The organism is Microcoleus harperi Pol14_C6, assembly GCF_036701295.1.
Classification (GTDB): Bacteria; Cyanobacteriota; Cyanobacteriia; order Cyanobacteriales; family Microcoleaceae; genus Microcoleus.
The window spans coordinates 191,207-205,062 of the sequence record NZ_JAUBQN010000003.1; the positions used below are offsets into that span (position 1 = coordinate 191,207).

The 13,856-nt window shown below is 44.3% G+C and carries 12 protein-coding genes; 4 read left to right on the forward strand and 8 right to left on the reverse strand.

Annotated elements, in window-relative coordinates; genetic code table 11:
* Positions 1 to 86: 86 nt before the first annotated feature.
* Both QUA27_RS04090 and QUA27_RS04095 read left to right on the forward strand, forming a co-directional pair.
* Positions 87 to 575 (forward strand): hypothetical protein, encoded by a 489-nt coding sequence (locus QUA27_RS04090; RefSeq protein WP_333066510.1) that lies wholly within the window; start codon positions 87 to 89, stop codon positions 573 to 575.
* On the forward strand, positions 565 to 1,737 hold the full coding sequence (locus tag QUA27_RS04095) for a formylglycine-generating enzyme family protein (RefSeq protein ID WP_333066513.1): 1,173 nt from the start codon (positions 565 to 567) through the stop codon (positions 1,735 to 1,737). The genes QUA27_RS04090 and QUA27_RS04095 overlap by 11 nt, the downstream gene beginning before the upstream one ends.
* Positions 1,738 to 1,750: 13 nt before the next feature.
* On the opposite strand, the gene QUA27_RS04100 is transcribed toward QUA27_RS04095, so the two are convergent.
* The 4 genes from QUA27_RS04100 to QUA27_RS04115 form a co-directional block, all read right to left on the reverse strand.
* Positions 1,751 to 5,119, reverse strand: a complete 3,369-nt coding sequence (locus QUA27_RS04100; protein WP_333066516.1) for an AAA domain-containing protein — start codon at positions 5,117 to 5,119, stop codon at positions 1,751 to 1,753.
* A gap of 151 nt (positions 5,120 to 5,270) precedes the next feature.
* Positions 5,271 to 6,077, reverse strand: coding sequence for an NERD domain-containing protein (locus tag QUA27_RS04105; protein ID WP_333066518.1), 807 nt, complete (start codon positions 6,075 to 6,077; stop codon positions 5,271 to 5,273).
* Positions 6,078 to 6,220: 143 nt separating this feature from the next.
* Positions 6,221 to 6,979, reverse strand: a complete 759-nt coding sequence (locus QUA27_RS04110; RefSeq protein ID WP_333066519.1) for a phycobilisome rod-core linker polypeptide — start codon at positions 6,977 to 6,979, stop codon at positions 6,221 to 6,223.
* A gap of 338 nt (positions 6,980 to 7,317) precedes the next feature.
* Positions 7,318 to 7,914 carry a phycobiliprotein lyase gene (locus QUA27_RS04115; RefSeq protein WP_333066521.1) on the reverse strand — a complete coding sequence of 199 codons (597 nt, stop codon included), beginning with the start codon at positions 7,912 to 7,914 and terminating at the stop codon, positions 7,318 to 7,320.
* 135 nt (positions 7,915 to 8,049) lie between these two features.
* Between QUA27_RS04115 and QUA27_RS27290 the strand changes: the two genes are divergently transcribed.
* Positions 8,050 to 8,313: an NblA/ycf18 family protein gene (locus QUA27_RS27290; RefSeq protein WP_445251468.1), complete on the forward strand. Its 264-nt coding sequence runs from the start codon at positions 8,050 to 8,052 to the stop codon at positions 8,311 to 8,313.
* A gap of 233 nt (positions 8,314 to 8,546) precedes the next feature.
* Here the strand turns inward: QUA27_RS27290 and pstB are convergent, their stop codons facing one another.
* The 4 genes from pstB to pstS all read right to left on the reverse strand — a co-directional run bounded on the left by pstB (position 8,547) and on the right by pstS (position 12,886).
* On the reverse strand, positions 8,547 to 9,347 hold the full coding sequence (pstB, locus tag QUA27_RS04125) for a phosphate ABC transporter ATP-binding protein PstB (protein ID WP_333036858.1): 801 nt from the start codon (positions 9,345 to 9,347) through the stop codon (positions 8,547 to 8,549).
* A gap of 125 nt (positions 9,348 to 9,472) precedes the next feature.
* Positions 9,473 to 10,366, reverse strand: a complete 894-nt coding sequence (gene pstA / locus QUA27_RS04130) for a phosphate ABC transporter permease PstA (protein WP_333066522.1) — start codon at positions 10,364 to 10,366, stop codon at positions 9,473 to 9,475.
* 34 nt (positions 10,367 to 10,400) lie between these two features.
* Positions 10,401 to 11,357 (reverse strand): phosphate ABC transporter permease subunit PstC, encoded by a 957-nt coding sequence (pstC, locus tag QUA27_RS04135; protein ID WP_333066525.1) that lies wholly within the window; start codon positions 11,355 to 11,357, stop codon positions 10,401 to 10,403.
* Between the two features lie 344 nt (positions 11,358 to 11,701).
* Positions 11,702 to 12,886: a phosphate ABC transporter substrate-binding protein PstS gene (pstS, locus tag QUA27_RS04140; protein ID WP_333066527.1), complete on the reverse strand. Its 1,185-nt coding sequence runs from the start codon at positions 12,884 to 12,886 to the stop codon at positions 11,702 to 11,704.
* Positions 12,887 to 13,268: 382 nt separating this feature from the next.
* On the opposite strand from pstS, the gene QUA27_RS04145 reads away from it, so the two are divergent.
* Positions 13,269 to 13,847: a biotin transporter BioY gene (locus QUA27_RS04145; protein WP_333066530.1), complete on the forward strand. Its 579-nt coding sequence runs from the start codon at positions 13,269 to 13,271 to the stop codon at positions 13,845 to 13,847.
* Positions 13,848 to 13,856: the final 9 nt, after the last annotated feature.

The following is a 13,856-nucleotide window of genomic DNA, read 5'->3' on the forward strand; positions in this document are numbered from 1 at the left end:
TTGTGATAAGCAACCCTAAAGTGGTATAAGCCTCGATATACCATTTCCAAAGAAATTTACTTAAAGCGTAACGGGAGAACAAAAACATGGTCGATCCAGTGTCTGTTGTTGCTGGAATAGCTACCACGGTAATACTGCCCAAAGTTTTGGATACATTTGGTGCAAATATAGGCGAAGCTGCCTGGGAAAAAAGTGGAGAAGTAATTCAGGCTACACGCGAGTTTGTCCAAACTAAATTGCAAGCGACAGGTACAGCCGGCTTACTGGCACGGGCAGAAGCAAATCCAACTGAGGCTAATGTGCAGGTACTTGAAGCGGAATTGGTAAGCCAGATGGAAGAAGATCGAGAGTTTGCTGCCCGGTTAACAGAATTAGTTAACCAAATTCAGTCTCAATCTCCTGCTGTGCAAGTGATTTTGGATAAACTACGCATAAGAGGCAAGCTAGATATAGGAAACATTACACAAATTAAAGAGGGGCAGACCTCTGCCAAGCAGTTGCTAGGTAGAGATTGGCAAGTTGGAAGTGATGCCAAAGTTGGTGACATAACCCAGGAAAATCGAGGTGACAAATAATCAGCTAGGAGATAAGCTCAACCCAAAAATTCAGCAAGCCCTGCTGAACCATCTTATAGTGGATGGCAATCTGACTCTTGGGAATATTACTCAGCAGAACATCACACTGAATTTTCAGGTTGGAGCGCCCGATCGGCAGGAACAGAGTATCGATTTGATACGCCAGTATATTGAGGTATTCAAAGTAATTGCTGATGGTCGTTACACCTCAGAAATTTCTGAAGTTCCATCCCCAAGCTTTACTGCCAGCAATGAAGCAGAAGTAATTCAACCTCTGTGGCTTGTCCCAACTACCACAACTTTTGAGTTTGAAGTAGTAACTGTGGATGCTCAAGGGCGAGAAACTAAACGTTGCCCAAAACAGGCGCAGCAATTCATAGAAATTTTGGGTGATGGAGTTGAGCTGGAAATGGTTTCCATCCCAGGTGGTAAATTTACAATAGGAGCGCCCCAAGAAGAACTTGAATCCCTTGAGGATGAACGTCCCCGACCTCTAGTTACTGTAAAACCCTTTTTTATGGGTAAATATCCCATTACTCAGGCACAGTGGAGAGCGATCGCATCCCGGCCAAAAATCAAGCATGACCTCGACCCCGATCCATCCCGTTTTAAAGGGGATAACCGACCAGTAGAGCGGGTCAACTGGTATGATGCACAGGAGTTTTGTGCACGACTATCTAATAAAAACATAGGACTGACGTATCGCTTACCCAGTGAAGCTGAATGGGAATACGCCTGTCGCGCTCAAACAACAACCCCATTTCATTTTGGCAAAACAATTACGACACATCTAGCAAACTATTGCGGACAAGACCAGAAAATTAACGATCGTTTATATAGAGGAACTTATATTAACGAAGCATTAGGGGTTTATCGCCAACAGACAACTGAGGTAGGTAGTTTTCCAGCTAATGCTTTTGGACTCTGCGATATGCACGGGTTAGTTTGGGAATGGTGTGCTGATTGGGAACATGAAAACTATCAAGGCGCACCATTAGATGGTAGTGTATGGCTCAATAGTGGCAATGAAGAATATCGAATTTTACGCGGTGGTTCTTGGGATTCTTTTCATCATTTGTGCCGTTCTGCATCTCGTTTTTCCGAAAATCCCACCATCACTGACAAGGAATTTGGTTTTCGGGTTGTCTTTTCTTTTACGTAAAGTTTGCTAATTATTATGTAATTAACTTATAAATCCTTGCCTTGAAATCCGCAATAAACGATGAATCAGAAAGTTGTATGCTCATCTCGCGGCGGATTTGAACTTTGGGATTGATTAATAACCTTCTTCTACACTGCTCCCTGTAAGGGTGAGAAAGCCAATTCCAACTTCCTATAACAGCAAATTTATCATCGCAAATCAAAATTCTTTCATTGGTTCCTCTGCTCTCTCTATATATTTCTTTGCCTAAGCGAATTAAACGTGAACCTGGATGGTGGGAAAATAAATCTCTCAACTCTTTTTCAGCTTGAGCATCATTATTATCATTATCTTCGTTACCTTTGTTTCCGTAAATCACCGTAACCTTAACCCCTTTTTGCAACGCCGAGACAATCTCAGCCACAAACCATTTTGGTTCGTTACCCCGAATCCAAGGTGAGAGAATTAAAATTTCGCTTTCTGCTTCCTCAATAGCTTCTCTAAAAATTTCTAAATGGTCGCAATCATAAATTGGAGTCGTTCCAGGCTGTTGCTGCGGAATTTCTGCCTCCGATTTATACTCTAAAATAATACCCTGTTCTCGAATATGTTCAACAAGCTGACGGGTCAATCTTCCTTTTTCTAGTCTGTAAAGATTAGCCACCAAGATAAATAGTTCTTTTGCTCTCGATACGGCAACATTAAGAAGATTGGGTCGCTTATTAATCCAACTAACATTATCCTGCGATCGGCATATTTTTGTAGACAGGATAATTACTTTTTTCTCAGAACCCTGAAAAGTGTGAATTGTTCCCACCGATTTTCTATTAAATTGAGAGAATTTTTTAGTGATAGCTTCCGTCAGAGCATTAGCTTGAGCGCGAAAGGCTGAAATTACACCGATGTCTTCTAGTGAATAGCCCTGATTCACCAAATGCTGAATTATCTCACAGACAGCAGTAACTTCTTCCTCATTAACATTATTGCGGATATTTCCCTCAACATCGTAAGCAATTAAGTGTGATTCCAATAAAGAATCAACTGGTTCCGTTTTGATCTCTAAGCCATAGCCAGCAATAGCATTGCAATATTGAATAATGCTAGGTTGACATCGGAAATGCTCAATCAAACAAATTCCTTGACCCGTATCGTTGTCTTCTCCACTTGCTCCAGCAGCCCGATGATAGGAAGTGGCGCTATATTCTTCCTCCGGACTGTAACGATGATAATCAATTTCAGTTAATCCTCTATCAAGGAAAGCTGTTTGACGATAGTTAATGCGTCTCTGTTTGCTGAGAGGAATTACAGGCTCAATTTGTAAAGGGTCTCCGACAATAATAGCTTTGCGCGATCGCACTAACAAAGGAAATGTTTGATGCTGCGGTATCATTCCTGCTTCATCTACGATTGTGCGATCGACACATTCCTTAACCCAGGGCAGCATATTTTTGACTGAAAGCAATGTTACAGTAATTACAGGAAAAATTAAACTCAGAGCTTTAATATGCTCATCTAAGTTTTCTGCCATCTTATCTTTAGATTTCCAAGGGTCTGAAAGAACGATTGAATACAGTTCTAAAGTCTGTTTTACCTTATCTTTATTGTGGAGTGCTTCCTGAGTAAGAAATTCCCGCGATAGCTTAAATAGTTCCTGATGCTTATCATGAAAAATTTCATGGAAGCAATTATAAAAATCTTGAAGTTCAGTTGCTAATCTGTTTGTTATGGCTGTTAACTCGGAGCTAACATCATTTTTTTCTTGCTCTGTAGTGGCTATATCTTCAGAATTTTTTTGTAAACTTCTTTGTACTCTTCTCAGTTCATCTGTCTTCTCTAACCGTTCTCGAACCACTCGCGCTTGTCCAACCAAATCACTGCGAATTTTGATAACTTCTAGACGAAAGGGGGTTCCTACTGTGTCTAAAATTACTGCTTTACATTCTTCAGCCGTTTTTGCCAGAATCTGTCTTTCTGTTCTGCCAGTAAACCAAAGTAATATTCTCTTCCACCAAGATATGTTTCCTTGGGGTAGTCGCATTTCGGCAGTCTCAAGGATTATTTGAAGTCGCTGATAAGCATGAAGAGGAAGTTGTTCATACTCCGCCAATTCTGCTGCTCGTCCTTGGAAGTTGGTTCTAGCAGCTACCGCTTGGTCTAAATGTTGCTTAATTTTTTGTACCTTTTCCTCAAGATGAGGCTGTCGATTTTGATCTAAAGCTCTTTGACGACGAGCTTCTAAATAATTAGACTCCTCCGCTAAAAAGTCAGATTTTATCTTTTTTATTCTCTGTTTTATTTCATGATACCGTATTTCGTTAAAATTGTTTTTTTGGATGTATTCAACTGCTTTTTTAATTTGCTCTATCGCACCTAGAGGTGATTGAATATTATTTTTACTTCCTCCTTTTATATAGAGAAAGTTATATTCTAAAGATTCATCTTTTAACCATTCATCTAGCTTTTTAATCACATTGTCAACGGCTGTATTATTGGTACTACTAACAACTGTCAGATTATTGATATCCTCCTGGGACTCAATTAATCTGAGTGCGCGCTTGACTACCTGTTGAGCGACCAGATGAAGGATGAGGGTGGTTTTCCCAGAACCAGGTGGGCCTTGTACAGCCGTCACAGGTTCACTTTGAGCGTGTTTAAGTGTTCTTAATTGCGAATTAGTTGGTGCGTGGGTTGGGAAAGCACCCATATAAGTAACCTCGTGTTCTGGAGGTTGAGGCGCACCGAACAGATATTCATAAGCTGGATGTCCTTCTGACCAATCTTTTAAGCCTGCCTTAATCTCTTTCAGGTCTTTCTTGAGATTCCATGAAAATCCACTTCCTGTAAACTCAAACAAGTACGGCTGCCGTTGAACCGGGCGATGAGAGCAAGGTATAACCACCTGTCGCATCCACTCCTCATAAGTTTGAAACTCAATTGCAAAAGTTGTTTCTAGAAACAGCCGCAGCCCATCTTTAGTAATCAATTTCTCGCGCTGTTCATCATCAATTCCAAGAAATTTAGTTAAATTGTCTCCTGCTTCTATGAGTTTTAGTTCGTCAAGGTTCCATCCTTCTTCTTGATAATCTCCCTTGAGAATCGATGTAACATCTAAACTAAACAGAGGACAGAGATAAGATTTTCCATTATTGTCTACATCAAAAACTTGCGGAAAGGATAAAACCCACACTGACTCCTGCTGGCCTTGTGGCTTTTTGGTAGCTTTTTGTCGGAGTTCTGAAAAGATAAGTTCCCGAATTAATACACGATCGTCTACTAACGTGATACCATCCTTTATTAACTTATCGCAATTGGCTACTTCAATCCTGGCGTTACTGTAATCCTCTAAAGCAATGTAGTCGAACCATGCATTGAGAATTGCATCTACCTTGGCTGTATTGTCCAATATTTCCTCCAGGATATGGTTTCTACCTTAACTATTTTTTATAGCACAAGTGTCACTTAGATGCTAGTGCAAGTCTGGGATGGTACTGCTGTGTGCAAATTTGTTGATGTCAAACATATCAATGTAGCCGTTGCTCTCATTTCTCCCAATCTTATCTACTTTTATAGGTGCGATCGAGTTCTTGCAACCCTGACACCAGATTGCCCAGTTCCATGACGTAAGCACCCCTAATCTTCTTTTTGTTGCTAAAACTCACCTTGGCATCGCTAAATACAACTACTGGAGTGACCTTGGTTAACTTCTTAGCTTTTTTGATAGCTGTGACTTCTTTGGCAATCTGTGCCAGAAAATCTTTCTCAAAATCTCTCAATTTTCCGTAAGATAGACGCTTGAGCACATCCCCATCCAACAGAACTACGGTTGAGTGAGACTTCACATCAAGGATAAAATTGACCCCTTTAGGCGATCGCAGCCAGACATCGATATCGCCTACTTCCGGCAATCTTAAATTGTACTCAGCTATCCATCCAGATTGGATTAGGGACTCCAAAACGTGCTGAGTCTTTTCTTCACCACAGGCCCCTTGGTCAAATCTCTGAGACGACTTCCAAAACGTTTTCCCGTCCTCAATTAACGGAAGGGCGATTAATGCCCCTATCAAAAGAGCCGCGACCAAAAATAAAGGATTAAAAGGTGCTACCGCGTATACCAGCAGTGGCAACAACACTAGCCCTGTTGCAGCACCGTACCTGTATAAGGCTTTGGCACGAAGCTGTTTAGCATGGCGACGCAATGGTTTTCCAGCATCTTCGTTATATTGCGGCTGCATAAATGCACCTATGCACTTATAGTTGACAATGAGAAAAGGTCGAATTATTTTTCTTCCTTCTTCCCTCTTCCTTCTTCCTTCTTCCTTCTTCCTTCTTCCTTCTTCCTTCTTCCTTCTTCCTAATGACAAAAAATTATGAGTCCCGAGTTTTGGATTCCAAGTTTAGCAAAAAACTCAAACCTCAAAACTCAAGACTCAAAACTCTCTCAGCCTAAAAGCCGATCGATTCAGTCGATCGCCCGACACAAATAATCGCATCAGGGCAGCATCAATTACCGGCGACGGGGAACCATCGTGTCGATATTGATATTAGCCAGTGGCACGCGCTGCGGCGGAGTAGCAGGCATGGGCATATTGCGCGCCATACCCAAATAGTTCGACGGATCGCCAGCCTTCGCCTGCTGTTCTTGAGGAACAAAACGGCGGACACTTGTCTGCCAGATGATTTGCGGGAAGCCAAGCTGCGAACGGTGGTACTCACTGTAGCGGGGCGTTTTCAAGTTGAAAGGAGTATCCCCTCCAACTCGCTGAGGCAAAATTCGGCGCTGCTGGAAAGGTACGGTATCGTAGCCGAACTTTTCCAGGTACTCTTCGCTATTGACCAACTCGTCAATAAAGCCTTGAGGCCCCTTATTTGCTACCACGATCGACCAAGCAATCTTTTCGCGCTCGCTGTACACATCCCGGCCCAAAATGCGCTGCACGCACATTTCCACAAACCGATAGTTGCTGTTAGTTTGGTAATTCCGCTCTAGGAAAGGAGAAGAAGTCGCCAAACCGCGAATAAAGTCTCGCACCGTAATTTGGCCGAACTTGAGTTGCGACTCCAAAGACTTTTGGCGGTTGCTCTTGAGGATTTGGTGTTCGCTGTAAATCTGGCGATATCCAGCCCAAATCAAATTTTCCATGTCTCCAGACGAGAGCACATTTTCAGTTGTGAAAATTCTGGGCTGCTCGTCGCTCCCTGTTTCAAAACCAGCTACGCGCTGGTTTTGGCTTTTGGGGGCGTAGTTTATCAAAGGTAGCGCCACGTTAAAATCTCCGTTATCTCAAATTTCAGAAATAGTTGACACCGTGAGCTGCCAGCATAACGGATACAACTAACCAACATACAGATTAGGGGATTCCCGCAATCTAAATCTGATTTTCCTGAATTTTTGCAACAATCTGTAACATTTGTTGACTTTGGGGAAGTCAGTAGTCAGTAATTAGCAATCACCCTGCTTCCCAGTCTCTGGCTGGGAACGCCACTTTAGAGGCTCTGCCTCGTCTAATCTAACCGGAGGCAGAGCCTGAGACCCAGGATTCCCAGGCTGAGTCTGGAAACGAAGCCAAAGTTATGACCGATGACTAATTACTAATGACTAAATTACCAGCCCAGAGCCGAATAAAACTCGCTGGCGGGTACTTGATCTGCTGCTGCTTCTGATGTTGCATCCGAGTCTGGTTGCACCCGAATTTCGGTACAAAAAGTCGATGTGCTGAAACCGCCAAAGCGCTTTACGGTACTCGTCCGCATCCGCACGTTCGGATTAGCAAACCAGAAACGCTCGATCGAACTCATCGTCTCGTATTCCGTAATCAGCAGCAGCCCATCCTCATCATCCATCTCAAAACGGCCAGCTACCGGCACAATTTCCGCATAGCCCCGTTCCCGCAACATCAAACCCTGCCGGGGATTTTCAGGATCGGGGACGATCGCGAACACCGTAGACCCTTTATGATTCTCATCATCCTTATCCCACGCCATCGAGCCGTGCCATGTCACAAAAGCCCCCCCAGCAGCCCGGCTCGGATCGACTTCGTGCATCTTGCAAATCTCCGCGACTCTAGCGTCATCGGCAGCTAGGGCTGTTACCTGAATATTTGAATCCCCAATCTCCGCTTGGCGGAAAGCGAGGTGGTGAGTGCTGCGCTGAGAACGCCACTCCCCAGCACTGCTTTGAAAAAACTCCATTGCATCCATACGAACTAGCTCCTTTGGCTTATGCTTCCCGGTGTTGACGCCTTTTTATGATAGAGCTCCCCCCACTTAGATGTACTTTTGCTACACAAATTAGTCTCAAAATGTCTACTTTGGACATATTGTCAAGTGAATGTTATGATAGTTTACAATGTAGGAGATACAACAAATCCTGCGAAACGTCATTCCGATCAATTTCGCATCAATCTCAGCAAACAGGAGGAGCGATTTATGGATATGCCTACAACCAGCCTCAGCATGGAACAGCAGTTCAAACTTCAAGTGCTGCGCGAAGAAGTAAAAAGGTTAAGCCAAGACCAAGCTCAGGAATACTTGCTCGAAGTTATGCGGCAAAACATGGTAAAAGAAAACCTGTTAAAGCATTGGATGAAGAATATGTGAACTCTTCGAGCATTTCTTCACAAAAATCAGTGGCTTGTATCTGCAAAAAGTACGATCGAGCTTTTAATCATAAAATCCAGAATCCCGCTTTCTCCAAGAAAGCGGGATTCTAAATTGACAAAAGTTTTACGCAGTTTTTTTTGTCGTTACCATACTCAGCAAATTAAATTCTTTTCACCCCTTAGAGAGGGACGAGAGTTTGTGTAGCCCGATTGTTTCAACTTGTCGGGGAATCAACCAAAACGGCCGCTCACATAATCTAAAGTAGACTCTTCCTTTGGACTTTGGAAAATTACCTCAGTCTTGTCACACTCCACAAGATAGCCAAACCGTTTCCCATCGTCAGAAAGTTTAGCATTGAAAAAAGCAGTCAGGTCAGAAACCCGAGAAGCCTGCTGCATATTGTGAGTAACGATCACAATCGTATACTTTTCCTTAAGTTCCCGCATCAACTCCTCAATCTTAATCGTAGAAATCGGGTCAAGAGAAGCGCAAGGTTCATCCATTAACACTACATCAGGATTAATCGCGATCGCCCTAGCAATACACAAACGCTGCTGCTGGCCACCCGAAAGAGAAAAACCGCTTTGCTTTAACTTATCCTTCACCTCATCCCACAAATAAGCTTGGCTGAGCGATTTTTCCACCAGCTCATCCATATCTCCCTTATAATTGTTCACCCTCGCACCGTAAGCAATATTGTCATAAATCGACTTCGGGAAAGGATTTGGCTTTTGAAACACCATCCCAATCTTGCGGCGCACCGCCACAGCATCAATATCAGGATCGTAAAGATTTTGACCGTGGTAATCAATTCTACCCTCTAAACGAAAACCGCTAACTAAATCATTGAGTCGGTTAAAACATCGCAGAATTGTACTTTTGCCGCAGCCAGACGGCCCAATCAAGGCAGTAATGCGATTTTTAGGAATCTCCATTGAAACATTTTTAACCGCGTGAAAAGCGCCGTAAAAAATATTGATATTTTCTGTCCGTAAAACTGTTTCCGTTTGCTTGTCTAAATCCATCATCATACAGGTAACTATCCAATCGAATTTTACAAAATAAGGAGAAGATGAGAGCGATCGAGTTGGAGATAGGTAAAATCTTCCTTGTTCCTTCTTTTTACCAATTCCCCAAGTCTAAGGGTCTTCTTCCTTCAATAAACTTTTTGGCGAGTAGCCCAGCGAGAAAGAATACTCGTCAGCAAAACCATAATCACCAAAATCAAAGATGCTGCCCAGGCCAATTCTTTCTGTGCCTTAAAAGGAACCGTTGCAAAGTTGTACACCAAAACCGAAAGACTGGGAGTTGGCTTATCAAATCCTGCCGGCCAAAAAGGCGAATTGAGCGCCGTAAAAATCAAAGGAGCCGTTTCTCCAGCAGCGCGAGCAATTGCCAGTGTCACACCCGTTAAAATAGCCGGAATTGCTGCAGGCAAAACCACCTGCAACACCGTCTGATAATTAGAAGCACCCACACCAACCGACGCCCATCTAATATCTTGCGGGACGATTTGTAGAGCTTCGTCAGTAGTCCGCACAATCGTGGGCAACATCAGCACAGCCAGCGCCGCACCCCCTGCAATTGCCGAAAAACCTCCCATATTTACCACGAACAAACCGTAGGCAAATACCCCGGCAATAATCGAAGGAACGCCGCTGAGGACATTAGTAGCAAAGCGTACCCAGCGAGCTACTTGACCGCTGCTGAACTCCGACAAATAAACTGCTGCCAATACACCAAAAGGAACAGCAATTAAAGAAGCAATTCCCACCGTCATCAATGTACCGAGAATTGCATTAGCAATACCGCCTCCCGATAGTCCGGGTGGCGGTGGCAACTTGGTAAACAAGTCTAAATTCAGGCGATTGAAACCTTGTACTGTGACGTAGGAAAGCACTGCAAACAAAGGTAGCAGAGTCAGGGTCAGACTAGCTCCAGCGATTACAGTCATCGCCAGACTAAACAGCGCTTGCGGGCTGTTTTTAACCTTCTTTAAACTGCCTGTTTTCGATACTAAACGATTCTCGTCGGAGACGCTATTTGACATAAACTAAAACTATGTAGGAAATAACGGCAAACTTCTAGTTGTACTTCGCTCTTACTTGAGAAACAATCCACTCTGCCAAAATATTAACAATCAGTGTCATAATAAACAGAATTAGCCCAGTGTACATCAGAGCTGCTACTTGCAACCCGGAGGCTTCTGCAAACTGATTTGCCATCAGAGAAGCAATAGTATTTGCAGGAGCTAGCACAGAAAGACTTAACTGATTGGAATTGCCAATTAACAGAGTTGCAGCCATTGTTTCTCCCATAGCGCGACCGAGGCCGAGCATAATTCCGCCGACAATGCCGGAAAAAGCCGCCGGTACGAGCACTCTAAAAATTGTTGTCCAGCGAGTAGCTCCTAAACCTAGAGATGCTTGCCGCAAGTCGGGGGGGAGACTTGCCAAGGAGTCGCGGGAGATAGCAGTAATAATGGGCAAAGTCATGATTCCCAAAATTACTCCGGCTGGTAACATTCCCGGGCCCACTGGCGGGGTACTAAAAATCGGAAGCCATCCGAAAGTGCCGTTGAGAAACTTGCCGAGAGTGGTAATCATGGGAATCAATACAGCAATTCCCCACAAACCGTAGACTACGCTGGGAATGGCGGCTAAAAGTTCTACTAAAAAAACCAAAGCTGTACGCACTGGCAGCGGCAGAAAGTCCTCGCTCAAGAAAATGGCAGTCCCTACTCCTAATGGTACTGCAATTAAGAGCGCGATCGCCGAACTGACGATCGTCCCGTAAATCATCGGCAGCGCACCGTACTCTTCTTTAACCGGATTCCAGCTACTGCCAAACAGAAAGCCCAAACCGTACTGTTGAATCGCCGGTAAAGCCCGATAAGCAACGGTGAGCGCGATTACCAGCAAAATTACACCAACTCCTATGCCCAAAATCCGCGTCAGCCAGATAAAGCCTTGGTCTAAGGACTTTTCGGCTTGAGAGCGCGATCGGGTCTGCGATCGAGCGCTGTTATTATCTGAAATCATAGAAAAAAAAACCAAATATATAGTAGCCGAAAATAGCCTGTTTCGGAAAAAGCTAGAACGAAGCAGAAAGAAAGACCATAAATAAAATCAAAGAGGGGCGGGTTTATTAATTCCCTGACTTTTCAACAAGTATTTCTGGTCAAACCCACCCCTACACAGATGCACCGATTGTTACATAGAAGAGGGGCGGATTTATTAATCCCCTGACTTTTTAACAAATATTTCTGGTAAAACCCGCCCCACAGAAATATCTCTCTTCATTCTTGCTGATTTTTACCCGCACGCGCAATGCCGAAGGGCTTTTTTCCCTCTGACAACGGACAACAGTCAACAGTCAACAGTTACTATTTGGCAACCTCAATCTTGTAGTCTGCGCTGATGCCGTCAGCGGCCGCGGCTACTTTTTCTTTAACGTTTTGGGGTAGAGGAACGTAGCCCAATTCGGAACTAACTTTTTGACCTTCATTCAAGCCGTATTCAACCATTGCCTCTATGGTTTTGGCTTTGTTGGGGTCAGTAACTGTTTTGGGGACGAGCATCCAAGTGTAGGTGACAATTGGATAGGATTGAGCGCCTTCGGGGTCTTCGATAAATGCTCGCAGGTTTTCCGGCATCGGCACAGTTGCTAAAGCTTGAGAAGCTGATTCGTCGGTAGGTGCGACAAAGCTGCCTGCTTTGTTTTCCAAAGATGCAAATTTGACATTGTTGTTTTTGGCATAGCCGTATTCTATGTAGCCGAGGCTGCCTACGGTTTGCAGAATTTGCGCTGTGACGCCTTCGTTGCCTTTTGCGCCTACGCCTACGGGCCACTGTACTGTTTTGCCGTCGCCTACTGCACTTTTCCAGTCGGGGCTGATGGCACTCAGGTGTTTGGTGAAGACGGCGGTGGTACCGCTACCGTCGGAACGGTGGACGATGGTGATGGCTTGGTCTGGCAATTTCGCGCTTGGGTTGGCCGCTGCAATTTTGGGATCGTTCCAGTTGGTAATTTTACCGGCGAAGATATCTGCGTAAACGTCCCGTGGTAGTTTCAATGGTTCGGTTAAGTCTGGCAGGTTGTAGCCGATGACGATGCTGCCTGCTGTCATGGGCAGCAAGATTACACCTTTGTCGGCTGGAACTTTGGTGATTTCGTCGTCTTTCATGCCGGTGTCGCTGGCCCCAAAGTCTACTGTGCCTTTGGTAAATTGTTCGACTCCGGCGCCGCTGCCTACTGATTGATAGTTAATTTGTACTTTGGGGTTGATTTTGTTGAAGTCTTGAAACCAACGCTGGTACAGGGGGGCGGGGAATGAGGCACCGGCTGCGGTGATGGCTACGTCTGAGGCTAGGGCGAGTTTGGTGTTTTCCGCTGTGCCGGTGGCTGCAACGGGGGAAGCGCCGGGTGATGCTGCGGTGTCGCCGGGGCTGGGGCTGCGGCTTGTGGTTGTGCTGCCGCCGCCGCAAGCTGCTAAACTGAGGGCGATCGCCATAGCCGAAATTGCTGTAGTCAGACGGTTTGAATTAATCAAGTTGAGACGAAAAAGCATAGGTATACAAAAGTTTCGATCGTTATAGGGGTGTCCCGCATCAGCATAGCGCGCAAAAGTAAAGGTTAGGTTAAGAATCTTTACACTTAATCCAATTTAATATTAATTAATATTATTAATGTTATTTATGAGCTTGACAATTGTGAAATTATAAGATATAGGGCAGAGAAATAGCTAGGGAAACAAGCAGTCGATCGTCCGAGGGCGAAAAATTCCCGATTAAATTATCACAAGATCCAGGCTTGAGAACCAGAAAACCATAGAATGGTGGTTTTTTTGACAGTAGTGCTAGTATTAAGAATTTAAAAGCTGCGGGCATTGAAGCTTGCCTCTGACAAAGGCCTTCTGCCTTATACCTTCTGACGAATGCCGTTTGATGATAATGCCTGCTCCTATTGAATTAATCTGGGCTGTTATTGGTTTGCTCCTGACGATAGGAGGCACTTTTTTGCCTGCATCTGTCACAATTCCTATTGGGTTGTGGGACGATCGAGGACTTCAGGCCTACTCTTTAGGTGTTACCTATCAAATTGGCGCCGTTTTGCTAGTAGGCTGCATGGGGGGAAAAAATGCTGCGGCTCTCTCGCAAATTGCCTATTTGGCATTAGGATTAACTTTGTGGCCAGTTTTTTCTCAAGGCGGCGGCATCGGCTATCTCAAAGAAGCGAGTTTTGGATATTTGCTGGGTTTTGTACCTGGCGCTTGGGTGTGCGGCTGGGTGGCTTTTAAGGTAGCTTCGCGGCTGGAATCTATGGCTTTTAGCTGTTTGTGTGGTTTGTTCACTGTTCACGCGATCGGCTTAATTTATCTAATTTTTACTTACTGGCTGCCTCCGGCAAAAAAAACACCTTTATTTGAGGAGATTCTTAAATATTCGGTTTATCCCCTGCCGGGACAATTGGCAGTAGTTTGTGCGATCGCAGTGCTGTCATTTACTTTACGCCGCTTGATGTTTTATTAATTGCGAAGG